This window comes from Streptomyces sp. SDT5-1 (genome assembly GCF_052245995.1).
Classification (GTDB): Bacteria; Actinomycetota; Actinomycetes; order Streptomycetales; family Streptomycetaceae; genus Streptomyces.
Genome location: NZ_CM125963.1, coordinates 6,697,666 through 6,720,188 on the forward strand (window position 1 = coordinate 6,697,666; position 22,523 = coordinate 6,720,188).

14 protein-coding genes are annotated in these 22,523 nt (G+C 67.3%); 8 read left to right on the forward strand and 6 right to left on the reverse strand.

Features of this window, described 5'->3' with window-relative positions; translation table 11 throughout:
• Positions 1–87: 87 nt before the first annotated feature.
• The 5 genes from ACTWJ8_RS30755 to dnaK all read left to right on the forward strand — a co-directional run bounded on the left by ACTWJ8_RS30755 (position 88) and on the right by dnaK (position 8,628).
• Positions 88–3,612, forward strand: coding sequence for a transglycosylase SLT domain-containing protein (locus ACTWJ8_RS30755; RefSeq protein ID WP_443260873.1), 3,525 nt, complete (start codon positions 88–90; stop codon positions 3,610–3,612).
• A 660-nt stretch (positions 3,613–4,272) separates the two neighbouring features.
• On the forward strand, positions 4,273–4,989 hold the full coding sequence (locus tag ACTWJ8_RS30760; RefSeq protein WP_443265037.1) for an XRE family transcriptional regulator: 717 nt from the start codon (positions 4,273–4,275) through the stop codon (positions 4,987–4,989).
• 3 nt (positions 4,990–4,992) lie between these two features.
• A complete protein-coding gene (locus ACTWJ8_RS30765) occupies positions 4,993–5,463 on the forward strand; it encodes an NUDIX domain-containing protein (RefSeq protein ID WP_443260874.1) in 471 nt (156 codons plus the stop codon).
• A 1,077-nt stretch (positions 5,464–6,540) separates the two neighbouring features.
• Positions 6,541–6,672 (forward strand): hypothetical protein, encoded by a 132-nt coding sequence (locus ACTWJ8_RS30770; protein WP_443260875.1) that lies wholly within the window; start codon positions 6,541–6,543, stop codon positions 6,670–6,672.
• Positions 6,673–6,756: 84 nt separating this feature from the next.
• Positions 6,757–8,628: a molecular chaperone DnaK gene (gene dnaK / locus ACTWJ8_RS30775; protein WP_443260876.1), complete on the forward strand. Its 1,872-nt coding sequence runs from the start codon at positions 6,757–6,759 to the stop codon at positions 8,626–8,628.
• A 4-nt stretch (positions 8,629–8,632) separates the two neighbouring features.
• On the opposite strand, the gene ACTWJ8_RS30780 is transcribed toward dnaK, so the two are convergent.
• The 5 genes from ACTWJ8_RS30780 to ACTWJ8_RS30800 are packed head-to-tail and all read right to left on the reverse strand — an operon-like array spanning position 8,633 to position 16,130.
• Positions 8,633–9,496, reverse strand: a complete 864-nt coding sequence (locus tag ACTWJ8_RS30780; protein WP_356379459.1) for a helix-turn-helix domain-containing protein — start codon at positions 9,494–9,496, stop codon at positions 8,633–8,635.
• 21 nt (positions 9,497–9,517) lie between these two features.
• A complete protein-coding gene (gene narI, locus ACTWJ8_RS30785) occupies positions 9,518–10,240 on the reverse strand; it encodes a respiratory nitrate reductase subunit gamma (protein WP_443260877.1) in 723 nt (240 codons plus the stop codon).
• Complete coding sequence (gene narJ / locus ACTWJ8_RS30790; protein WP_356379465.1) at positions 10,237–10,827, reverse strand: nitrate reductase molybdenum cofactor assembly chaperone; 591 nt, start codon at positions 10,825–10,827, stop codon at positions 10,237–10,239. The genes narI and narJ overlap by 4 nt, the downstream gene beginning before the upstream one ends.
• Positions 10,827–12,440, reverse strand: a complete 1,614-nt coding sequence (gene narH / locus ACTWJ8_RS30795; RefSeq protein ID WP_443260878.1) for a nitrate reductase subunit beta — start codon at positions 12,438–12,440, stop codon at positions 10,827–10,829. Before narH ends, narJ begins: the two co-directional genes overlap by 1 nt.
• A gap of 3 nt (positions 12,441–12,443) precedes the next feature.
• Positions 12,444–16,130 carry a nitrate reductase subunit alpha gene (locus tag ACTWJ8_RS30800; protein WP_443260879.1) on the reverse strand — a complete coding sequence of 1,229 codons (3,687 nt, stop codon included), beginning with the start codon at positions 16,128–16,130 and terminating at the stop codon, positions 12,444–12,446.
• A gap of 132 nt (positions 16,131–16,262) precedes the next feature.
• On the opposite strand from ACTWJ8_RS30800, the gene ACTWJ8_RS30805 reads away from it, so the two are divergent.
• The 3 genes from ACTWJ8_RS30805 (at position 16,263) to ACTWJ8_RS30815 (ending at position 19,276) form a co-directional block, all read left to right on the forward strand.
• The gene (locus ACTWJ8_RS30805) at positions 16,263–16,568 is read left to right on the forward strand and encodes a 4a-hydroxytetrahydrobiopterin dehydratase (protein WP_356379474.1); all 306 of its coding nucleotides are present in this window, start codon (positions 16,263–16,265) and stop codon (positions 16,566–16,568) included.
• A gap of 39 nt (positions 16,569–16,607) precedes the next feature.
• Positions 16,608–17,321 carry a class I SAM-dependent methyltransferase gene (locus ACTWJ8_RS30810; protein ID WP_443260880.1) on the forward strand — a complete coding sequence of 238 codons (714 nt, stop codon included), beginning with the start codon at positions 16,608–16,610 and terminating at the stop codon, positions 17,319–17,321.
• An 80-nt stretch (positions 17,322–17,401) separates the two neighbouring features.
• A complete protein-coding gene (locus tag ACTWJ8_RS30815) occupies positions 17,402–19,276 on the forward strand; it encodes a rhamnogalacturonan lyase (protein ID WP_443260881.1) in 1,875 nt (624 codons plus the stop codon).
• Between the two features lie 106 nt (positions 19,277–19,382).
• Here the strand turns inward: ACTWJ8_RS30815 and ACTWJ8_RS30820 are convergent, their stop codons facing one another.
• On the reverse strand, positions 19,383–22,283 hold the full coding sequence (locus ACTWJ8_RS30820) for a glycoside hydrolase family 48 protein (RefSeq protein WP_443260882.1): 2,901 nt from the start codon (positions 22,281–22,283) through the stop codon (positions 19,383–19,385).
• Between the last annotated feature and the right edge of the window lie 240 nt (positions 22,284–22,523).

Below are 22,523 nucleotides of genomic sequence, written 5' to 3' on the forward strand. Positions count from 1 at the left end.
GGCATGTGTCGGTCGCCCTTCTTTTTGCTCGAAATCAACTTGCTTGCCACACCTAACAACCCGATGAAATGAAAGGAGTTGAGGTGTATGTCCGAAGTCGCAAGACTCTCGATAACGGTAAATGCCAATACGCGTCGAGCCGTCTCCGAACTCTCTGCGCTCGATTCTGTGGTCCGACGTGCCGGTAACTCCATGGCCCGCCACTCGGCGATCATGGACCGCCAGCGCGACACCATCAACCGGCTCTCGCAGAGCCATGACCGGTTCAACCAGTCAACTCGCCGCACGCAGGGCGAGGTTCGGCGACTGGACCGGAACATCAACAACAGCTCGGGGAGCATGAGCCACTTCACGAAGGTGGTCCTAGCTGCCTCGGTTGCTGCCACAGCGCTGTTCCCCGTGATGCAAGGCGGCCTGGCCGTTGTGGGCGGACTGACGTCGGCCCTCACACTCGCCGGCTCTGCTGCTGGCGTGTTCGGCCTCGCCCTGTGGGGTGCAGCCAGGAGTGCCACAGGCGGATTCCAAGAGGCGGCGTCCGCAGTCAAACAGGCGAAGAACGCCCTCAAGCAAACCAAGAAGGGGACGCTTGAGAACAAGGTCGCGGCCGACCAACTCGCGATAGCTCAGGCGAACTTGAATCAGGCCGCTCGCGAGTACACGCCGACGGCGCGCGGGTTCGTCCGGATTCTCACAGGGATGAAGGACGAGTACAGCAAGTTTGTTGTTGCTACTCAGAAGGACACCCTTGGACCGGCCGGTGTCGCGGTCAAGGCACTGGGCAAGTCATTCGACCATCTGGTGCCGGTAGTTCGTGCCGTGTCGCCTCTGGCGATGCAGGCTGCCAAGGCTTTCGACAGGTTTGTGTCCGGGGGTCGACTGGACGCTTGGGTGGGCATTCTCGTCAAGCGCGGCGTGCCGATCCTTGGCCACTTTGTCTCGATGTTCCGGAGTCTCGGAAGCGTCTTCGGCGACCTTGTGGTTCAGTTCGCCCCGTTCGGTCAGCAGATCGTTGGGACGCTGGACCGTGGCGCGGCGTCTCTAGCCAAGTGGTCGAGTGCGGGCGGGTTTTCCGCGTTCCTTGCGAGGGTCAAGGAAAACGGCCCGATGGTCTCCACGTTCTTCAGGAACCTTGGAGACGCGCTAGGCAACATCGCTCAGACGATGAACATCCTGGGCCCGCTCGGGCTCGGCCTTACGTCGATACTCCTGAAGCTGATCGCGATACTTCCGCCGCCCGTCCTTGCTGCTGTCGCTGTGGGAATGACGGCAATCGCTATCGCCACAAAGCTCTGGAAGATTCAGCAGCAAGGGCTGAACCTGACGATGTACGCATCGCCGTTCTTCTGGGTCGTTGCTGCGATTGCCGCTCTAGTAGCGGCGATTGTGTGGATCGCTACCAAGACCACGTGGTTCCAGACCGCTTGGAAGTACACCTGGAATGCGGTCAAGGCTGTTGCTGGCGCCGTGTGGAACTGGCTGAAGTCGAAGGCTGCGGCCGTCTGGGGCTGGCTGCGAAGCGCGTTCAACGGAACGGTCAACGCCATCCGGAACGCCATGCGTTGGGTTGCCACCACGATCTCAGGCATTTGGCGTGCTACTTGGAACTGGATCAAGGCCAAGGCTTGGGCAGTCTGGAACTGGCTGCGTAACGCCTTCAATGGCACGGTCAACGCGCTGCGGAACGCGGCCCGTTGGGTGAGCAGCACCATTGGCGGTATCTGGCGAGCCCTTTGGAACTGGGTCAGCAACAAGGCCAAGGCGGTCTGGAACTGGCTGAAGGGGGCCTGGTCTCGGACGGTCAACGCCATCCGAAACTCCGGCCGTTGGATCAAGGACACGATCACTGGGCTCTGGCGCAAGCTGTGGGACTGGGTTAAGGACAAGGCATCCGGCGTCTGGAACTGGCTGAAGGACAAGGCGAGGAACTTTGGCGACAAGCTGAAGGGAATCTTCGAGGACGTCAAGGAAAAGATCAAGGGAATCTGGGACAAGCTGAAGGGCATCTTCAAGGCGCCTGTCAAGTTCCTGATTAAGACTGTGATCAACGACGGTCTGGTCAAGGGTGCCAACTGGCTGATTGACAAGCTCGGCGGCGGTAAGGACACCATTAAGCCGATTAAGCTCGGCAAGGGTTGGGCCACTGGTGGTTACACCGGTAACGGCAGCAAGTACACGCCTGCCGGTGTCGTCCACAAGGGTGAGTACGTTCTCCGCAAGGAAGCGACTTCTCGCATCGGTCTGGGCGCCCTGCACGCGATGAACCGGTCTGGTCAGATTCCGGGTCACGCTGACGGTGGTTTCGCCGGATTCGGCGGACCGAAGCATCCCAAGATTTCTTCGCTGAAGGATGCGGTCTCCAATCGGAAGAAGTCGACTGCTGAGAAGTGGTTGGACTTCGGCGCGAGCGTCATGGGTTTCGGCGCGGCTGTTGATATCAAGGACATTCTTGCGGGGGGTTCCGGCTGGATTAGCGGAATCAAGGACAGCCTTGGTGGCATGGGCAAGATGTTCAGCCCGATGTTCCGGGGGATTGTGAGCAAGCTCTGGGATCTCCTGAAGAACATCATCAAGTCGGTCTTCGAATCCAACCAGGGTTCCGGTAATGGCTATGTGGCCGGTCCGGACTGGAAGGGCGGAGACGGCCAGCGCACCACATTCCGTGGCGTGACTGTGGACGTTTACACCGCTCGACTGCTGAAGCACGCCGAGTCTCTGTACGGAGCCATGTTCCGTATGTCTCAGGGTTCGTTCAGTCGTGGTGTGTCGGCTTCTGCCGGAACTCACGACGGCGGTGGTGTGGTCGATATTGCGCAGCACTCGAATAAGGTCGTCGGAGCGCTTCGCGCTTCTGGCTTTGCTGCGTGGGCTCGTACGCAGGCCGAGGGATTCTCTCCCCACACGCACGCTGTGGCGGTAAAGGACAAGTTGCTTTCCCCGCAGGCGCGGAATCAGGTCTCTGCGTTCTTCAAGGGTCGCAACGGTCTGGCGGACAATGGCCCGGACACTTACAGCGCCCCTGGTGGCGGTAAAGGCTCGTCGGCGGGATCGTATGCCTCTGTGGCGGCTCGTGTTCTGCGCGAGCTTGGGGTGTACTCGTCGAGGAACCTGAGCAATGTCATGAAGGCTATTCAGAAGGAGTCCGGGGGTAAGGCGAACGCCATTAACACCTGGGACAGCAACGCCCGACGGGGTACGCCTTCAAAGGGTCTCCTTCAGGTTATTGACCCGACCTTCCGCGCGTACGCTGGCCCGTATCGCAACCGGTCGATCTATGACCCCTACGCCAACATCTACGCGGCAGTCAACTACGCCCGTCACCGTTACGGGTCCGGTTGGTCGGCGCGTATGGCTAGGCCCGGTGGTTACGCGAACGGAATCAAGAATGCCCCGCGTGGTCTGGCTTGGGTCGGAGAGAACGGCCCGGAGCTTATGAACTTCCGGGGTGGCGAGAGTGTGACGCCTAACCGGCAGAGCCTGCTTGCGGCTGCGTCTGGCGGTGGCATCACCGTCAACGTCACGATTGCCGGTGCCAACCTGTCGAACTCGCGTGAGATCGAAGAGGCCGTGGTTGTTGGCATCGAAAGGGCCCGCCGAAAGGGTCGGAGGGTCTAAATAGCGCGAAAACCCGCCTCTCCCTGTGGAGCAATCCACAGTGGGGGCGGGTTTTGCCGTTTCTAGGGCCCTGGGTGGCCGTCTAAGCGCCTTTGGGGCCCTCCTGCGTGTCAGTGGTCGCGCCGGGACGGGAACGGCGCTCAGGCGAGCCCACAGGAAGTGTCTCCGTCTCCCTGTGGGCTCGCTGCTGAGTCCCGGACGCCCGAGGGTCTTCGCCGTCCTGTCTCCTCGGGCGTCCGGAGTCTGTGGGCCGTGGCGGGCAAGGTAGTGGCATCCGGGGATGGATCGGGCCGAGCATCACGCCTCCCTGGGAGGGCATTCGCCGTAATGGCGGTACGGACCTGCGGCCGGGGGACCGCTGGGCCGGTCCACGGCCAGCCGCCACACGCGCTCCAGAGACCCGATCTCCTGCCGACAGGCGGCGCACCTCTCGCCGGGCGGCGCAAAGGTCACGTACTCCACACCGCGTACGTCCGTCTCTGCTGCTGTGGTCGCTGCTGCCATCCCCTGGGCTCCCTCGCGTGCGTTCCGAGCGTCCAGACTGGGGCGGGTACCTGGGACGGGGGTACCTCGTACGTTTCCCACTTGGGGACGTCCCGAGGGTGCTAGAACGTCCCTATGGCTGCGACCGCGAACGCGAACGAGAGACTGCGCGCCACCATGGCGGCCGGGGGATGGACTCATGCCACGCTCGCCGAACGGGTGGGGATCGATCCCAAGAGCGTCGAGCGGTGGGTGAACCTCGGGCGGGTCCCTCGGCGGGCCACGGCCCACAAGGCCGCTGAGACGCTGGGAGAGGACGTTCACGCCCTGTGGCCGTCCCTGAGACAGGCCCGTACTGCTCGGGCCGTCTCGCCCGAGCTGGTGGCCCTGTACGAGCGCCGGGCCGATCTGCCGGTGTCGGCGTTCATCGACCTCATCGCGGCGGCCCGTACCGGGGTGGACATCCTCGTCTACGCCGGGGTGTTCCTGCACGAGGCGTATCCCGGCCTGAACGATCTTCTGCGGCAGGTCGCCGGCTCGGGCGGCCAGGTGCGTATCGCGGTCGGTGACGCCGACTCAGAGAACGTCCGGGCACGGGGACTTGAAGAGAAGTTCGGGCACGGCATCGAGTCCCGTTGCCAACTGGCCCTCATGCACTACATGCCGCTCATCGGGGTACCGGGTATCTCGCTGCGGACGCACTCGACCACCCTCTACAACAGCCTGTACCGGGTCGACGATCAGATGTTGGTCAACGCCCACGTGTGGGGCGTCAACGCCTACGGCGCGCCGGTCTGGCACCTGCGGCGCGCGGAGGGCGGGACGATGTTCGACACGTATGCAGAGTCGTTCGATGCGGTCTGGGCGACCGGAACCCCTGTGGAGGTCAGCTAGCCAATGGCACGCACCGAGTATTACGACGACCCGTCGGCCCCGAAGCCCAACAGCATGGTTGTGGCGGCCTCTGCGGTCGTCACCGATGAGTCGGGCCGGGTGCTGCTCCAAAGGCGCTCAGACAGCGGCCTGTGGGCCCTGCCGGGCGGAGGGATGGAACTGGGGGAGTCCCTGCCGGGGTGCGCCGTCCGGGAGGTCAAGGAAGAGACCGGCCTGGACGTCGAGGTCACGGGGCTTGTCGGCACGTACACCGACCCGCGCCACATCATCGAGTACACCGACGGAGAGGTACGGCGCCAGTTCAACGTGTGCTTCACGGCCCGCGTGGTGGGAGGGTCCCTGGCGATCTCGGACGAGTCCACCGAGCTGCGGTTCATCGATCCAGCCGAGATTCCCTCGCTCGATATGCATCACACGCAGCGTCTACGCCTTGGCCATTACTTCAGCGGGGGAGGCTCGCCCTACTTGGGTTAAGAGAGCGAACCGGGGTAACAGGCGCCCTGTGGGTCCGTGGACCCGTCGGAGTGGCGGGCACCTAGTCGCGTAGTTCAACGGCCCCGGACCATGGTCGCCTTGGTGAACAAGCGGCGGACCCGTCGGGGCACCCTGTGGGCGCTTTCCAGGGCGAATGCCTCGGGGTGCCCCACCCTGTCCGAGGAATAGAAATACCCCGACTTTCCACAGGGAGAGCCCGGCCGAAGGGGACTCCGGGCTGTGGAAAGCCGGGGTATTCGCGAGAAGCGGCGAGGTTCGTCCGCTTCCGCGAGACAGGAACTTTTGTCGCGTCTTAGTGAAGGAGGCAACCTAACCATTCGCGACTAATGAACCTTTGGTTCAATTTTAGCACGGGGAATTCCGCCTTCGAGAGTGTGACGCAGATCACATTCAGGTTTTGTGCTCTGGGTTTAACGCACTACCTCCCGCCGTGAGGTACCTGGGGCCCCATTTAGGACTCATTTATTATTGACATAGGGGTCCCTAACTCCACACGAGCGATTCCGTGACGAACTTGCGACGAATGATCGCGACCTGTTGAACCGCGCGTGACCAGGAATCCTTGTGAGATCAATGGTCTCTTGCGTGACCTTTGGTCTCTGACCTTGTGGTGCGTGTGACTGCTACTCGACTGTGCGACGAGTCGAATCGACGAACTTTGATCTTGTGATTCGTGAATCGTTGAGCAAGTAATGTTCTGTGCTTGCCTTGCGACTGGACGACGCGAACTCATTGATGATGTGAACGAATGAATCAACAACGAAACAATATCAACGAACGAATCAACAACATGAATGATGAACAACGAATGATGAATGAATCGAATGAACTAATCATCGAATCAAACATCGAACGAATCAACAATCAATGAATGAACAAGATCAACAATCAACAACTGAACAACAATGAATCTTTAGAATATCTTGAACAACTAACTGAATGAATAACGAATAACAACAATGAGTAACAACAACTGAGAACAGAACACAGACAACAACAATGCGTGACTGAGTACACACACAGAACCACGTGCCCTGTTGTGTGAGCCTACGCAACATGACGGTCACAAAAGGTCAGGTGCCGTTACACGGGTATGTCCGGGTAATGTGGGGGTTGAAAGCAACCTGCCCGGTGAGCCAGGCCCTGACCGGCACGACGATCACCCTCACCGCGAAGCTCGGCGGCTGAGCGTTCGCACCCTTGACGTAGGCCCGCTCACGCCTTGTGCTGGATCCGGACGTGAGCGGGCCTTCGCTGCAAAGGGGACGCGTCATGGGGCGTGCGGTCGGGATCGATCTCGGTACGACGAACTCGGTGGTGGCCGTCCTGGAGGGCGGCGAACCCACCGTGATCGCCAACGCGGAGGGCGCGCGCACCACCCCCTCCATCGTCGCCTTCGCCAGGACGCCCGCCGCCGAGGTGCTCGTCGGCGAGGTCGCCAAGCGGCAGGCCGTCACGAACGTCGAGCGCACCGCACGGTCCGTCAAACGCCATATGGGAGACGGTAGTTGGCGGTTCCCGGAGAGCGGTGACATCGACGGTCACCGGTACAGCGCGCAGGAGCTGTCGGCCCGCGTGCTCCAGAAACTCAAGCGGGACGCGGAGTCGTACCTCGGCGAGGACGTCACCGACGCCGTCGTCACCGTGCCCGCCTACTTCGACGACGCGCAGCGCCAGGCCACCAAGGAGGCCGGTGAGATCGCGGGCCTGAAGGTGCTGCGCATCGTCAACGAGCCGACCGCCGCCGCGCTCGCGTACGGCCTCGACAAGGGCGACGAACAGACCGTGCTCGTCTTCGACCTGGGCGGCGGCACCTTCGACGTGTCGCTCCTGGAGATGGGCGAGGGCGTCATCGAGGTCAAGGCCACCAACGGCGACACCCAGCTGGGCGGCGACGACTGGGACCAGCGGATCGTCGACCACCTCGTACGGCAGTTCAAGAACGCGCACGGCGTCGATCTCGCCGGCGACAAGATGGCCGTGCAGCGACTGCGCGAGGGCGCCGAGAAGGCCAAGATCGAACTGTCCTCGTCCACCGAGACGAACGTGAACCTGCCGTACATCACCGCCTCCGCCGCCGGACCCCTGCACATGGACGAGAAGCTGACGCGCGCCCGGTTCCAGGAGCTCACCGGCGATCTGCTCGACCGCTGCAAGAAGCCGTTCCACCAGGCCGTCAAGGACGCGGGCGTCGAGCTGAAGGACATCGACCACGTGATCCTGGTCGGCGGCTCCACCCGGATGCCCGCCGTCACCGACCTCGTCAGGGAGCTGACCGGCAAGGACCCGCACAAGGGCGTCAACCCCGACGAGGTGGTGGCCGTCGGCGCCACGTACCAGGCGGGCGTGATCCGCGGCGACGTGAAGGACGTGCTGCTGCTCGACGTCACCCCGCTGTCCCTCGGCATCGAGACCAAGGGCGGCGTGATGACGAAGCTCATCGAGCGCAACACGACGATCCCCACCCGCCGTTCGGAGATCTTCACGACCGCCGCCGACAACCAGCCGTCCGTCGGCATCCAGGTCTTCCAGGGCGAGCGGGACATCGCCGCGTACAACAAGAAGCTCGGCGTGTTCGATCTGACGGGGCTGCCGCCCGCGCCGCGCGGTGTGCCGCAGATCGAGGTCACCTTCGACATCGACGCCAACGGGATCATGCACGTCGGCGCCAAGGACCTCGCCACGGGCCGCGAGCAGAAGATGACGGTGACCGGGGGCTCCGCGCTGCCCAAGGACGAGATCGACCGGATGATGCGGGAGGCCGAGGCGCACGCCGAGGAGGACCGCGAGCGGCGCGAGGCGGCCGAGGCCCGCAACGAGGCGGAGCAACTCGTCTATCAGACCGAGCGCTTCCTGCGGGACAACGAGGAGCGGGTGCCCGCCGACACGAGGTCCGAAGTCGAGGACGCCGTCCGCGAGTTGAGGACCACCCTGGAGTCGAAGGAGGCCGACACGCGGACGCTGCGCGAGGGTGCCCGCAGGCTCGGCGAGGTCAGCCAGCGGATGGGGCAGGCGATGTACCAGGCGGCCGCCGCGTCCGGTCAGCAGGACCAGCCGCCGCCGGCGGACGGCGAGCGGCCGGGGAAGGACGGGGGCGAGGACGTGGTCGACGCCGAGATCGTCGACGACGACACCAAGGAGTAGCGGCTCAGCCGAGCGCGTCGCGCGCCTCGCGCAGGATCTCCATCGTGCGGTTGGCCCCCGCCGCCTGCGCCACCAGGTGGTCGAGCACCTCCAGGTGCACGCCGACCTCGTCGCGCGCGTCCAGGTACAGGGCCCCCGTCACGTACTCGCTGTAGACCATGTCGGGCAGCTCCCTGACCGGGAAGCGGAAGAGCGAGAACGGGCCGAACGTGCCGGGGTGCGGCCCGGTGTCGAACTCGGCTATCTGGAGCGTCACGTTGGGGCGCGCCGCCTCCTCCAGGAGCCGGTCGAGCTGGCCGCGCAGCACGTCCGCGCCGCCGGGCGGGCGCCGCAGCACCGTCTCGTCCATGACGACCCACAGGTGCGGCGGTTCCTCGCGGTCGAGCAGCGACTGGCGGGCCATCCGCAGGTCGATGTGCCGGTCGACGTCGTCGGGCCGCGAGCGGCCCACCGTCCCCGCGTCGAACACGGCCCGCGCGTACTCCTCGGTCTGCAACAGGCCCGGCACGAAGTGCGGCTCGTACGCGCGGATCATCGACGCCGCGCCCTCCAGGCTGACGTACAGGCTGAACCAGTCGGGCAGCACGTCGTGGAAGCGCTGCCACCAGCCCGGCAGGTTCGCCTCCTCGGCGAGCGCCACGAACGCCTCGATCTCCCGCTCGGGCACCTCGTACAGCTCGAGCAGCATCTGCACGTACGGGATCTTGAGCGCGACCTCTGCGGTCTCCATGCGGCGGATCGTCGCGCCCGCCACGTGCAGCGAGCGGGCCGCCTCCTCGCGCTTCAGGCCGCGCGCCTCACGAAGGTCTCGCAGCCTGCGACCGAGGACCACCTGGCCCACGGTGGGGGCGGGCCGACGTTCACTCACCTTCGTACTTCTCCCCGGGAGTTAGGAGCCGGTGCGCTCCCACCCCCGACGCTCCGGGCGTGCGCCGAGGCGCCGCGGGTCGCGGCTGCGGTAGACGACGTACGGGCGGAACAGGTACTGCACCGGCGCGCTGAACATATGCACGAGCCGGGTGAACGGTACCAGCGCAATCAGTAGCATGCCCACTACTGCGTGAATCTGATACAGAGTGGGCACACCGTCCATCAGCGCCACGTCGGGGCTCAGCGTGAACAGGCTGCGCGACCACGGGGCGATGGTCTGCCGGTAGTCGTAGCCGTCGCCGCCGGAGTGCGTGAGCTTGGCGACCATGCCGAGGATGATGGCCCCGAGCAGGAACACGTACATCGCCTTGTCGTTGCGGGTGGTGGCGAGCAGCACCGGCGCCTTGGTGCGCCGCCGGTAGATCAGCATCAGGATGCCCGCCACCGCGAGCACGCCCGCGAGCGTGCCGCCGATCAGCGAGAACATGTGGTACGTGTGCTCGCTGACGCCCACCTTCTCCGTCCACGACTCCGGGATGAACAGGCCGACGAGGTGGCCGACGAGGACGAACAGGATGCCGTAGTGGAACACCGGTGACGCGATGTTGAGCAGCTTCGACTCGTAGACCTGCGAGGAGCGGGTCGTCCAGCCGAACTTGTCGTAGCGGTAGCGCCAGAGGGTGCCCGCGATCAGCAGGACGAACGCCACGTAGGGCAGGACGCCGAAGAGCGCTGTGTTCACCGCGCGTGCTCCTTCTCGAGAAGGGGGAGGGTCCCGAAGGGTTCGAGGCCGACGTCCTCGCGGGGCGGCCCCGACCTGGCGAGCGCCTGCGCCTCCGCCCTGTCCTTGGGGGAGGGGCCCGGCAGCGCGGCGCACACCGCATTGAGGACCGTGGCGTACGGGGTGCCGTGGTCGGTGAGGGCGAACCGCAGCAGTTCGAGCCCGGCGCGGTTCTCCTCCAGGAGGAACGGGCCGACCTGCGCGGAGAACTCCAGGACCGCGGGCAGGAAGTCGGGCAGCTCCTCGCCGGTGAACTCCATGCCGTGCTCCCGGTACGCCTCCTTCATCCGCACCAGGGACATCCCGCGCCGCCGTGTGTCGCCGTCGCGCCACCACGTCAGATACAGGCTGTGCCGGTTCTTGAAGTCGAAGACCTGCACGTAGTGCGCGGCGAGGTCCCGCAGGGGCGTGGCCTCGGCGTGCTCGACGAACGGGGCGAGCTGCGGCGCGGCCGCCCTGATCAGCGGCAGCCGCTGGTACAGCTCCTCGTCCGGGTACGTGAGGCAGAGCGCGGACGCCTGGAGGAGCAGGGAGGTCCGGTCGGTCATCAGCTCTCCTCCTTGTCGGCGGTCTGCCGTTCCTTGCTGAGTTCGAAGTTCTCGACGGAGACGACGGGCAGCAGCTTGCGGCCGTCGGCGACCGTCGCCCCCGAGTCGCCGCCGAAGGGGCCCTCGCCGCCCATGCCGGGCCCGCCGTCGACGTCGAGGGAGCAGGTGTCCGCCGGGAGAGCGGCCTCCTCCAGGCGCTGCGCGTCACCGACCGCCGCGGTCGGGATCACGTACCGGTCCTCGTACTTGGCGATGGCGAGCAGCCGGTACATCTCCTCGATCTCGTGCGGCTCCATGCCGATGGACTCGGCGATCGAGCTGTCCGGCAGCTCGCCGAGGTTGATGGCCCGCATGTGCGAGCGCATCGCCGCCAGCTTCTCCAGGGAGGCGCGCACCGGCTTGGTGTCACCGGCCGTGAAGATCTCCGCCAGGTATTCGAGCGGGATGCGGAGAGTGTCGATGGCGCCGAACAGGTTCCCGTGGTCCTCGCCGTCGTGCCCGGTCTCGGTGAGCGCGTCGACGACGGGGGAGAGCGGCGGGATGTACCAGACCATGGGCATCGTCCGGTACTCCGGGTGCAGCGGGAGCGCCACCTTGTACTTGCTGATGAGCGCGTGCACCGGCGAGCGGCGCGCCGCCTCCATCCAGTCGTACGGGATGCCGGCCTCCTCGGCGGCCCGCTGCACCGCCGGGTCCTCCGGGTCGAGGAAGACGCCCAACTGCTCCTCGTACAGGTCGTGTTCGTTCTTCGAGGAGGCGGCCTGCGTGACCTTGTCGGCGTCGTACAGCATCACGCCGAGGTAGCGCAGGCGGCCCACGCAGGTCTCGGAGCAGACCGTCGGCAGGCCCACCTCGACGCGCGGATAGCAGAGCGTGCACTTCTCGGCCTTGCCGGTGCGGTGGTTGAAGTACACCTTCTTGTACGGGCAGCCGGTCACGCACATCCGCCAGCCGCGGCACGAGTCCTGGTCGACGAGGACGATGCCGTCCTCCACCCGCTTGTACATGGCGCCGGACGGGCACGAGGACACGCACGACGGGTTGAGGCAGTGCTCGCAGATCCGCGGCAGGTAGAACATGAAGGTCTGCTCGAACTGGAACCTGACCTTCTCCGCGGCCTGTTCGCGGGTCTTCTGGACCATCGGGTCGAGGTCGCCGTACTCGGTCGCGCCGCCGAGGTTGTCGTCCCAGTTCGACGACCACTCGATCTTCATGGGCTTGCCGCTGATGAGGGAGCGCGGCTCGGCCACCGGGTAGTCGTCGCCGAGCGGCGCGTTGGTGAGGTTCTTGTAGTCGTAGGTCCAGGGCTCGTAGTAGTCCTTGATCTCCGGCAGCTTCGGGTTGGAGAAGATGCCGAGGAGCTTCTTGAACCGGCCGCCGCCCTTCAGCTTGAGGGCGCCCTTCTTGTTCAGCTCCCAGCCGCCGCGCCACTTCTCCTGGTCCTCGTAGCGGCGCGGATAGCCCTGCCCCGGGCGGGTCTCGACGTTGTTGAACCAGACGTACTCCATGCCGTTGCGGTTGGTCCACGCCTGCTTGCAGGTGACCGAGCAGGTGTGGCAGCCGATGCACTTGTCGAGGTTCATGACCATCGCGATCTGAGCCATGATGCGCATGCGTCAGTACTCCACCTTCTGCGAGCGGCGGCGGATCACCGTCACCTCGTCGCGCTGGTTGCCCGTCGGGCCGAGGTAGTTGAACGCCCAGCTCAACTGGGCGTAGCCGCCGATGAGATGGGACGGCTTGAGGAGCAGCCGGGTCAGCGAGTTGTGGATGCCGCCGCGCCTGCCGCTGGTCTCCGCCTTCGGGACGTTGACGGTGCGCTCCTGCGCGTGGTGCATGTAGACCGTGCCGGCCGGCATCCGGTGCGAGACGATCGCGCGGGCCACGACGACGCCGTTGCGGTTCACGGCCTCGATCCAGTCGTTGTCCCGCACGCCGATCGACTCGGCGTCCTGCGGGGCCATCCAGATGGACTGGCCGCCGCGGGAGAGCGCCAGCATGAACAGGTTGTCCTGGTACTCGGAGTGGATGGACCACTTGTTGTGCGGGGTGAGGTAGCGGACCGTCACCTCCTTCTCCCCGTCGGGCCCGAGCCGTGGCTCGCCGAACAGCCGGTTCATGTCGAGCGGCGGCCGGTAGGTGGGCATCGCCTCGCCCAGCTCGTGCATCCAGTCGTGGTCGATGAAGAAGTGCTGGCGGCCCGTCAGGGTGTGCCAGGGCTTGAGGTGTTCGGTGTTGAGGGTGAACGCCGTGTAGCGCCGCCCGCCGGACTCGCTGCCCGACCACTCCGGAGACGTGATCACCGGGACGGGCGCGGCCTGCGTGTCCGCGTACGTGATCCGCTTGCCCTCGTGCTCGGCGGACAGGTGCGCCATCCCCTGCCCCGTACGGGCCTCCAGGGTGTGGAAGCCCTGGGTGGCGAGGCGGCCGTTGGTGGTGCCGGACAGGGCGAGGATGGTGTTCGCCGCCTTGACCGCCGTGTCCAGGGAGGGACGGCCGTCGGCGGGTCCGCCGCGCACGGTGCCGTTGCGCTCGCGCAGCTCCGTGACCTCCTGGTCGGGCTTGAGGGCGATGCCCTTCGCGGGCAGGCCCAGCTCCTCGACGAGGGGGCCGAGCGCGGTGAACTTGGCGCCGATCGCCGTGTAGTCCCGCTCGACGACCACGAGGTTCGGGAGCGTCTTTCCGGGCACCGGCTCGCACTCGCCCTTGCGCCAGTCGAGGACGACACCGCCGGGCTGCGCGATCTCGCCCGGAGTGTCGTGCTGTAGCGGCACCGCCACCAAGTCCTTGCGCACGCCCAGGTGTTGGGCGGACAGCTCGCTCAGCTTGTGGGCGAGCGCCTTGAACGTGTCGAAGTCGCTGCGGGCCTGCCACGGCGGGTCGACGGCCGGGGTGAAGGAGTGCACGTAGGGGTGCATGTCCGTGGAGGCGATGTCGTGCTTCTCGTACCAGGTGGCCGCGGGCAGCACCACGTCCGAGAGCAGGGTCGACGACGTCTGCCGGAAGTCCAGCGAGGTCAGCAGGTCGAGCTTGCCCTCGGGCGCCTCGTCGTGCCATGTCACCGTCGTGGGGCGCTCGTCGGGGGTGGCCTCCTCGGCGCGCAGCGAGGTGTGCGTGCCCAGCAGGTGCTTGGTGAAGTACTCGGCGCCCTTCGCGGAGGAGCCGAGCAGGTTGGCGCGCCACAGCGTCATCACGCGCGGCCAGTTCTCCGGCGCGTCCGGGTCCTCGCAGGCGAACTTCAGCGTGCCCGCCTTGAGTTCGGCGACGGTGTCCTCGACGGACTGCTCGCCGAGGGCGAGCGAACTGCGGTCGAACGTCGGATACGAGGGCATCCAGCCGGACCGCGCCGACAGGGCCAGGACGTCCGCGCCCGTCATGCCCTCGAAGGCGCCCTTGCCGAGCGGTGACGCGAGCACGTCGGCGCTGAACCGGTCGTAGCGCCACTGGTCGGTGTTGAGGAAGAAGAACCCGGTGCCGATCATCTGCCGCGGCGGCCTCGACCAGTCGTTCGCCGAGGCCAGCGAGGCCCAGCCGGTGACCGGGCGGCACTTCTCCTGGCCCACGTAGTGCGCCCAGCCGCCGCCGTTCCTGCCCTGGCAGCCGGTGAGCTGGAGCAGCGAGAGGAAGCCCCGGTAGGTGGTCTCGGAGTGGAACCAGTGGTTCGTCCCCGCGCCCATCAGGATCATGCAGCGCCCGCGCGACTTCTCCGCGGTGGCCGCGAACTCCCGGGCGATCTTCACGCACTTCGCGGCCGGCACGGAGGTGTGCATCTCCTGCCAGGCCGGGGTACCGGGCGTCTCCGCGTCGTCGTACGAGGCGGGCCACTGCCCCGGCAGGCCCTCGCGGCCGACGCCGTACTGGGCGAGCAGTAGGTCGAACACCGTCGTGACCAGCGGTCCTTGCTGGCCGCCGAGTCGCGTCGCGGGCACCCCGCGCCGCACGACCTCGCCGCGGCCCTGCCCGTGCGTGCCGCCGTCGGTGTCGAAGCGGGGGAGCAGCACCTCGACGGGGGCCGCCACGTCGGAGCCGTGCAGGGACAGCGTCGGCTGGATGTTGCCCAGTTCGAGGTTCCACTTGCCCTTGCCGGACTCGGTCCAGCGAAAGCCCAGCGAGCCGTTCGGGACGACCGGCTGACCGGTGGCCTCGTCGAGCACCGCGGTCTTCCACTCGGCGCCCTCGCCGCCCTGCCCGAGGTCGGCGGCGCGCAGGAACTTCGACGGCACGTACGCGCCGTCCTTCTCCTCCAGCGTCACCAGGAACGGCAGGTCGGTGAACTTCTTGACGTAGTCCGTGAAAAACGGTGTCTGCCGCTCGACGAAGAACTCCCGCAGCACCACGTGCCCCATGGCGAGCGCGAGCGCGCCGTCGGTGCCCGGGTGCGGGTGCAGCCACTCGTCGGCGAACTTCGCGTTGTCCGCGTAGTCGGGCGCGACGACCACGACCTTCTGGCCCCGGTAGCGCGCCTCCGCCATCCAGTGCGCGTCCGGTGTCCTGGTCACCGGCACATTGGAGCCCCACATCATCAGGTACGCGGCGTCCCACCAGTCACCCGACTCCGGTACGTCGGTCTGGTCGCCGAACACCTGCGGCGAGGCCACCGGCAGGTCCGCGTACCAGTCGTAGAACGACAGCATCGGCGCGCCGATCAGCGAGTGGAAGCGGGCGCCCGCCGCGTGCGACACCATCGACATCGCGGGGATGGGGGAGAAGCCGGCGATCCGGTCGGGGCCGTACGTCTTGATGGTGTGCACATGCGCCGCGGCGACGATCTCCACGGCCTCGTCCCACGTGGCCCGCACCAGACCGCCCTTGCCGCGGGCCTGCTGGTACCTGCGGCGCCGCTCGGGGTCGGCCTGGATGTCGGCCCACGCGAGCACCGGATCGTGCAGACGCGCCTTCGCCTCCCGGTACATCTCCACGAGCACGCCGCGGATGTACGGGTAGCGGACGCGGGTCGGCGAGTACGTGTACCAGGAGAACGCGGCGCCGCGCGGGCAGCCCCGCGGCTCGTACTCCGGCCGGTCGGCGCCGACGCTCGGGTAGTCCGTCTGCTGGGTCTCCCAGGTGATGATGCCGTCCTTGACGTACACCTTCCACCGGCAGGATCCGGTGCAGTTCACGCCGTGCGTGGAGTTCACGACCTTGTCGTGGCTCCAGCGGTCCCGATAGAAGACGTCACCGTCCCGACCGCCCTTGATCTGCACGCTGTGCAGGTCGGGTGCCGTCTTCCCTTTCCGGAAGAACCGCCCCGCGCGCAGCAGCGCGGCATCAGGCTCGGTCGGGGTGCGCGTCGTGTCCGTCACCGTCAGCTCCCTCTATGTCCCGTTCTCGGCACGCTAATGGCGTTGTGTCCGATGCACACCTCGGCCGGGACCGTCCGAGTCGGGCCGCGCCCAGGGGAGGACCGGAGCCGGATCGGGTGGCACGCTGGAGGCATGGCTACGGAACCGCTCTCCCAGAAGGACATCGAGGACCGGCTCGCGGAGCTGCCCGGCTGGTCCGTGGAGGACGACGCGCTCACCCGCACGTACCGGCTCGACTCGCACTTCGCGGCGGCGGCGCTGGTCCTGCACATCGCGCGGACCCAGGAGGACCTGAACCACCACTCGAACCTGACCCTCGGCTACAACACGGTCACCCTCGCGGTGAACACCCACGACGCGGGCGGCGCACTCACGGCGAAGGACTTCGCGCTGGCCGAGCGGGTGGAGAAGCTGGCACCGGCGCACGGCGCCGGCTGACCCCTCGGCTTCCGCCCCCGGCTGGGCTAAGGTCCCGGCGTGCTCGACTACGACCAGGAAGCCCGGCGCTACGACGCCACCCGCGGCGGCGAACCCCGTGCCGAGGCGGCCGCCGCGGCCGTCCTCGGCCTCGTCCCGCCGACCGCCCGCACCCTCCTCGACCTCGCCTGCGGCACCGGCCTCGTCACCCGCCGGCTGACCCGCGAAGGGCTGCGCCCCATCGGCGTCGACCGCGCGGCGGGCATGCTGCGCGCCGCCGCGCCCCGCCTCTCCGGCGCCGCGTTCCGGGCGGACGTGCACCGGCTCCCCTTCGCGGACGCCACGTTCGACGCGGTCACGGCGGTGTGGCTGCTGCACCTGCTGCCGGACGCCGCCCCGGTCGTCGCGGAGGCGGCCCGCGTGCTGCGCCCCGGCGGCGTCCTCGTCACCACGGTCGACAAGGCGGCGGCCCACCTCGTCGGCAGCGACCTCTGCGCCCTCGTCGCGCCGTACACGGGACGCCGCCCGGCCACCGACGCCGCCGACACCGTCACCGCGCTCGCGGCACGGCACGGCCTGCGCCCGCACGGCTCCGCGACCTTCGTCGGCCACGGACAGGGCCGCACACCGGCGCTCCTGGCACGGGACGTACGGGCCGGGCGCACGTACGCGAAGGGCGGCGAGGAACTGGCGGCCCGCCTGGAGGCACTTCCGGACCCGCAGAGGCCGCGCTCCGACCCGACGTACCAGGTCCGGGCGTACGTGATGGCGTAGAAGCGGGCGGCAACCCGCGGGCGGGCGGCGGCAACTGAGGGGTCGAAAGGATCTGTCGACCCGCACCCCAGGGAGTACCCATGCCCCGCCCCCACCGCCACCGCAGACGCCGCAGGCTGCTCCTCGCCGCCACCACGGCCGCCGCGCTCGCCGGAGCCGGACTGACGTTCCTGCCGGACGACGACGCGTCCGCCGCCACCGCCCGGCAGGCGGAGAAGCTGGACCGCGGCCTGGTCAGCGTGCACACCGACGCCGGAAACCTGGTCAGCTGGCGGTGGCTCGGCACCGACCCGGACGACGTCGCGTTCAACGTCTACCGCGCCGGTACGAAGGTCAACTCCAGCCCGATCACCGGCTCCACGAACTACTTCCACGAGGGCGCGCCGAACTCGGCCGACTACACGGTCCGCGCGGTCGTCAACGGCACGGAGCAGGCCGACTCGCCGCACGCCATCCAGCTCCGCAACGGCTACAAGGACGTCCCCATCACCCCGCCCGCGGGCGGCACCACGCCCGACGGCGTCGCCTACACGTACGAGGCCAACGACGCGTCCGTCGGCGACCTCGACGGCGACGGCGTCCTGGAGTTCGTCCTCAAGTGGCAGCCCACCAACGCCAAGGACAACTCGCAGTCCGGCTACACCGGCAACACGATCGTCGACGCCGTGAAGCTCGACGGCACCCGCCTGTGGCGCGTCGACCTGGGCAGGAACATCCGCTCGGGCGCCCACTACACCCAGTTCCAGGTGTACGACTACGACGGCGACGGCAGGGCCGAGGTCGCCATGAAGACGTCCGACGGCACGAAGGACGGCAAGGGCACGGTCATCGGCAGCGCGTCGGCCGACCACCGCAACTCCAGCGGCTACGTCCTGTCGGGCCCGGAGTACCTCACGATGTTCAACGGCCAGACGGGCGCGGCGATGGGCTCCGTCGACTACGTCCCCGGACGCGGCACGGTGTCCTCGTGGGGCGACTCGTACGGCAACCGCGTGGACCGCTTCCTGGCCGGTACCGCCTACCTGGACGGCGCACGGCCCTCGCTGATCATGGCGCGCGGCTACTACACGCGCAGCGTCATCGCCGCGTGGGACTGGCGGGACGGGAAGTTCACCCGCCGCTGGACCTTCGACACCAACTCCTCCACCAACTCCGGCAAGGGGTACGACGGCCAGGGCAACCACCAGCTGTCCGTCGCGGACGTCGACGGCGACGGCAAGGACGAGATCGTCTACGGCGCGATGGCCGTCGACGACAACGGCGCCGGCCTGTGGACGACGGGGAACGGGCACGGCGACGCCATGCACGTCGGCGACCTCGACCCCTCGCGGCCGGGCCTGGAGGAGTTCAAGGTCGACGAGGACAGCTCCAAGCCCTCGTCCTGGATGGCCGACGCGAAGACCGGCGGTGTCATCTGGAAGACCGGCGCCAATGGTGACAACGGCCGTGGTGTGTCCGGTGACATCTGGTCCGGCAGCCCGGGCGCCGAGTCCTGGTCGTCGGCGGAGTCCGGCGTCCGGGACACCAAGGGCACGGTGGTGAACTCGCACAAGCCGTCCTCCACCAACTTCCTGGCCTGGTGGGACGGTGACACCACCCGCGAGCTCCTCGACGGCACGCACATCGACAAGTACGGCACGTCCTCCGACACCCGCCTGCTGACCGCGTCCGGCGTCCACTCCAACAATGGCACCAAGTCCACGCCCGCCCTCTCCGGTGACATCCTCGGCGACTGGCGCGAGGAGGTCGTCTGGCCGACCACCAACAACACGGCGCTGCGCATCTACTCGACGCCGGTGGAGACCTCGACCCGCATCACGACGCTCCTCCACGACACCCAGTACCGCACGGCGCTGGCCTGGCAGAACACCGCCTACAACCAGCCGCCGCACCCCAGCTTCTTCATCGGCGACAAGATGCCGAAGGCCCCGCGCCCGACGATCACGACACCGTGAACCACGCCCTCGTGCACCACGGCCGCACGCGGTGACGGGCCGGGCGGCCCCCGGAGAGGTGGGGGTCGCCCGGCCCGTCCGGGACGGAGCCGCCTTCAGCGGGGCGTTACTCGAGCAGCTCCGCGTACGAGCCCATGGCGAGGGCGATGTCCGCCTGGGCCCAGAACCGGTGGTACGTGAAGGTGGGCGCGGCGCCGCCCGCCAGGTAGGCCTCCACCTTCGACCAGTTGGGGTCGTCCTTGTAGAAGGACCGCAGCGAACCGAACGTCGACGACGCGTCGATCCTGTCGCCGTTCGGCATCGTGCCGGTCCAGCCGGACGGCACGTACACCGCGTCGTCGAAGCGGCTGTAGTCGGCGCGGGTCTCGGGCACCGCGATGCCCAGCGCGTCCTGGTCGTTCTTCCACATGCCGTCGAGCAGCGCCTTCGCCGTCGACTTCGCCTCGGTGTCACCGGACTTGTCGGCGTAGTACGTCAGTGTCTTGGCGTACGCCGCCGCCACGCCGACGTCGTTCGTGTAGTCGGCGACCGTGACATGAAGTCCCGAGTTGGCGCCCGGACTTGCTGCGTTCCAGGTGTCCGGCTTGCCCGACCACTGGAGCGTCGAGGGGATCCGGAACGTGCCGTCGGGGTTGACCGTCGTCTTGGACAGGGCCCAGTCGACCCACTTGTCCAGGACGGCCTTGGCGTCGGTGTCACCCGTCTGCTGGTAGTACTCGGCGACGCGCTCCATCGACCACGCCTGGAAGCCGAACCACTGGTTGGACGGCGGGTCGTGGTAGACGGGTGCCTCGTCGTAGTACATGCCGTAGAAGGTGGGTGTGCCGGACGGCGGGGTGCCGTAGCTGCCGCCCCAGCTGTTGGTGGCACCGCCCGCGATGGCGCCCTCGTCGGACTGGAGCCAGCGGTAGAACTCCAGCTGCCGGTCCAGCGACTTTGCCCAGTCCTCCTGGCCCGTCGCCGACTTGGGCTTCAGGTCCGCGTACGAGGAGAGCGCGTACGCGGCGAGGGGGTTCTGGTAGCCGCCGTGCGTGTGGCTCGATCCGATGCGCCAGGACCAGCCGGCCGATGTGTCGGTGGCGCCGCCCCACGCGTAGTACCAGGACATCAGGTAGTGCGAGGAGTCCTTGCCCGATCCGGCCGGACACCCGGTCGACGTGCAGTTGCCGATTTTCTTGAAGTACTTGTCGTACATCGCGTACCGCAGATAGTCGCCCATCTTCGCGGCCTTGCCGACCGTCGCCGACACCTGGGAGCCGTTGCCCTGCTCCTTGGCCCACACGTCGGCCCAGTACGCGGCCTGCACGGCCCGCGCGTCGGCGTCGGGCGCGTTGGTGAACTTCCACTGCTTCGCATAGGACGAGTCACCCGTGAACAGGTCCAAGTACCCGTTCCTGCCGCCGTACTTGAAGGCGTCGCAGGTCGGCTGCGGCACCGTCTCCCACACCGACTCCTGCGCGCCGCGCTGGAAGGTGTTGATGTAGGAGGGGCCGGTCGCCGTCGGTCCGGCCTCGCACTTGCCGGGCTCGTTGCCGTACCCGTAGACGTTGTCGACGTCCTGGAGCCAGTGCATGCCGTAGATGTCGTCCGTGCCGTACGCGGACTTCAGCTCGCCCGCGATCGGGTCCGAGCCGACGGACACCGACGGGTCCAGCTTCGCCGGGTACTGGGACGGCAGATCGTGCTCGGGCGCGTACGTGGCGGGCTTCGACGCGTTGTACGAGGAGTTCGTGGACTGGTCCGCGTGCGTCGGGATCATGTACTTCTCCATGATGTCCCAGGCGCCGTTGAACTTGGACCAGTCGCCGCTCACCTTGCCGTACATGGCCTGGAGCCACAGCAGGTACGAGTATGCCTCCGATGTCGTCTCGTGGCCGTGGTCGGGCGCCTCGACGATGAGTGTCTCGACCGAGTGGTACGGGATGCCCTCCGGCGAGAAGTAGCCGTTCGCCGGGTCGGTGATCCTGCCGTACAGGTCGAGGAAGCGGGCGTCGTGCTCCTTCGACGCGGCCAGCTGGGTCACCGTGACCTCGGCCTTGCTGTGTCCGGCCGCGGTCGCCGTGAACGTGGCGGCGCCGGTGCCGGAGGAGTCGGCGGCCACCGTCACCTTCTGCGCCGTGTTCCAGTTCGACGGGGTGAAGGTGAGGCTGCCGCCGGACGTCACGGACAGGCCGGTGTTGCCGCTCGTGCGGGCCACGGAGACCGTGACGTTCGCGGCCGGCTGCGTCGAAAGGTTCACGTCGAAGGTCCCGTATTTCCCCTGCTGGACGCCGAGTTGGGACGGGCTCGCGACCACGGCGGCGCCCGCGGCGACCGTGATGCCGACCGGCGTCGACTCGCCGGTGGCGCCCTTGCTGTCGGTCGCCACGGCGTACAGCGAGTGCGATCCGGCCTTGAGGTCGTCCGTGTTCAGGGCGTACGGGGCGGTGGTGTCGGTGCCGATCAGTGTCGTGTCGTCGTAGAACTCGACCTTCTCGACGCTCGCCCCGTCGGCCGCGGCCGCGGTTGCCGCGAGCGGGACCTCGTCCCCGGCCGTGTAGACGGCGCCGGCCTCGGGGCTGGTGAGCACCGTGATCGGCGGTTGATGGGCGCCGACACACGCGGTGCCGTTGATCGTGAAATTCGTGGGAGCTGAATTCGAGCCACTGTAGGAGAATTGCGCTCCCGTCGAAGTCGCGGCGCCCGGCGCAATTCTTCCGTTGTATCCGGCGTCCTTCACCGTGATGTTCCGGCCGGACTGCGACCAGACGCCGTTCCAGCCGTTCGACAGTTTCTGGTCACCGCCGTACGCGTAGCCCAGGGTCCAGCCGTCGAGGGCGGCGGAGCCCCGGTTGGTGATCGTCAGCTCGGCCGTGAAGCCCGAGCCCCAGTCGTTGGTCCTGTAGTCGACGCTGCACTCAACTGCCGCTGCCTGTGCGGAAGTTGGAAGCGCCGCGAGAGTGGCGAGCGGTAGTGCCAGGGCGGCCGCAGCAGCGGTCCACAACCGCCGGGCCGGTCTCTTGGGCATGGGGGGTCCTCCTTGAGGCTCGAACAACCTGTGAACCAGTGGGAGCGCTCCCAAGATGAGGCTGGGGGGAGAGGGGGTCAAGAGGGTTGGAGAGTCGAATTCATTCGACAGGGGAAATTCGAAACCGCTCTGTTGCCTGATGCGACTTCTTTGTCTACAGTCCAGCGGCAACCAGTGGGAGCGATTCCGTCAGTCGACGCGCCGGCCCCGAAAACCGGCCCGTCCGAGCTGCAAGGAGTC

Coding starts and splice junctions, on each gene's coding strand:
- ACTWJ8_RS30765 (WP_443260874.1), top strand. CDS start 4,993: ATGGCACGCACCGAGTATTACGACGACCCGTCGGCCCCGAAGCCCAAC.
- ACTWJ8_RS30755 (WP_443260873.1), top strand. CDS start 88: ATGTCCGAAGTCGCAAGACTCTCGATAACGGTAAATGCCAATACGCGT.
- ACTWJ8_RS30770 (WP_443260875.1), top strand. CDS start 6,541: ATGACGGTCACAAAAGGTCAGGTGCCGTTACACGGGTATGTCCGGGTA.
- ACTWJ8_RS30760 (WP_443265037.1), top strand. CDS start 4,273: ATGGCGGCCGGGGGATGGACTCATGCCACGCTCGCCGAACGGGTGGGG.
- narJ (WP_356379465.1), bottom strand. CDS start 10,827: ATGACCGACCGGACCTCCCTGCTCCTCCAGGCGTCCGCGCTCTGCCTC.
- dnaK (WP_443260876.1), top strand. CDS start 6,757: ATGGGGCGTGCGGTCGGGATCGATCTCGGTACGACGAACTCGGTGGTG.
- ACTWJ8_RS30820 (WP_443260882.1), bottom strand. CDS start 22,283: ATGCCCAAGAGACCGGCCCGGCGGTTGTGGACCGCTGCTGCGGCCGCC.
- narH (WP_443260878.1), bottom strand. CDS start 12,440: ATGCGCATCATGGCTCAGATCGCGATGGTCATGAACCTCGACAAGTGC.
- ACTWJ8_RS30815 (WP_443260881.1), top strand. CDS start 17,402: ATGCCCCGCCCCCACCGCCACCGCAGACGCCGCAGGCTGCTCCTCGCC.
- ACTWJ8_RS30805 (WP_356379474.1), top strand. CDS start 16,263: ATGGCTACGGAACCGCTCTCCCAGAAGGACATCGAGGACCGGCTCGCG.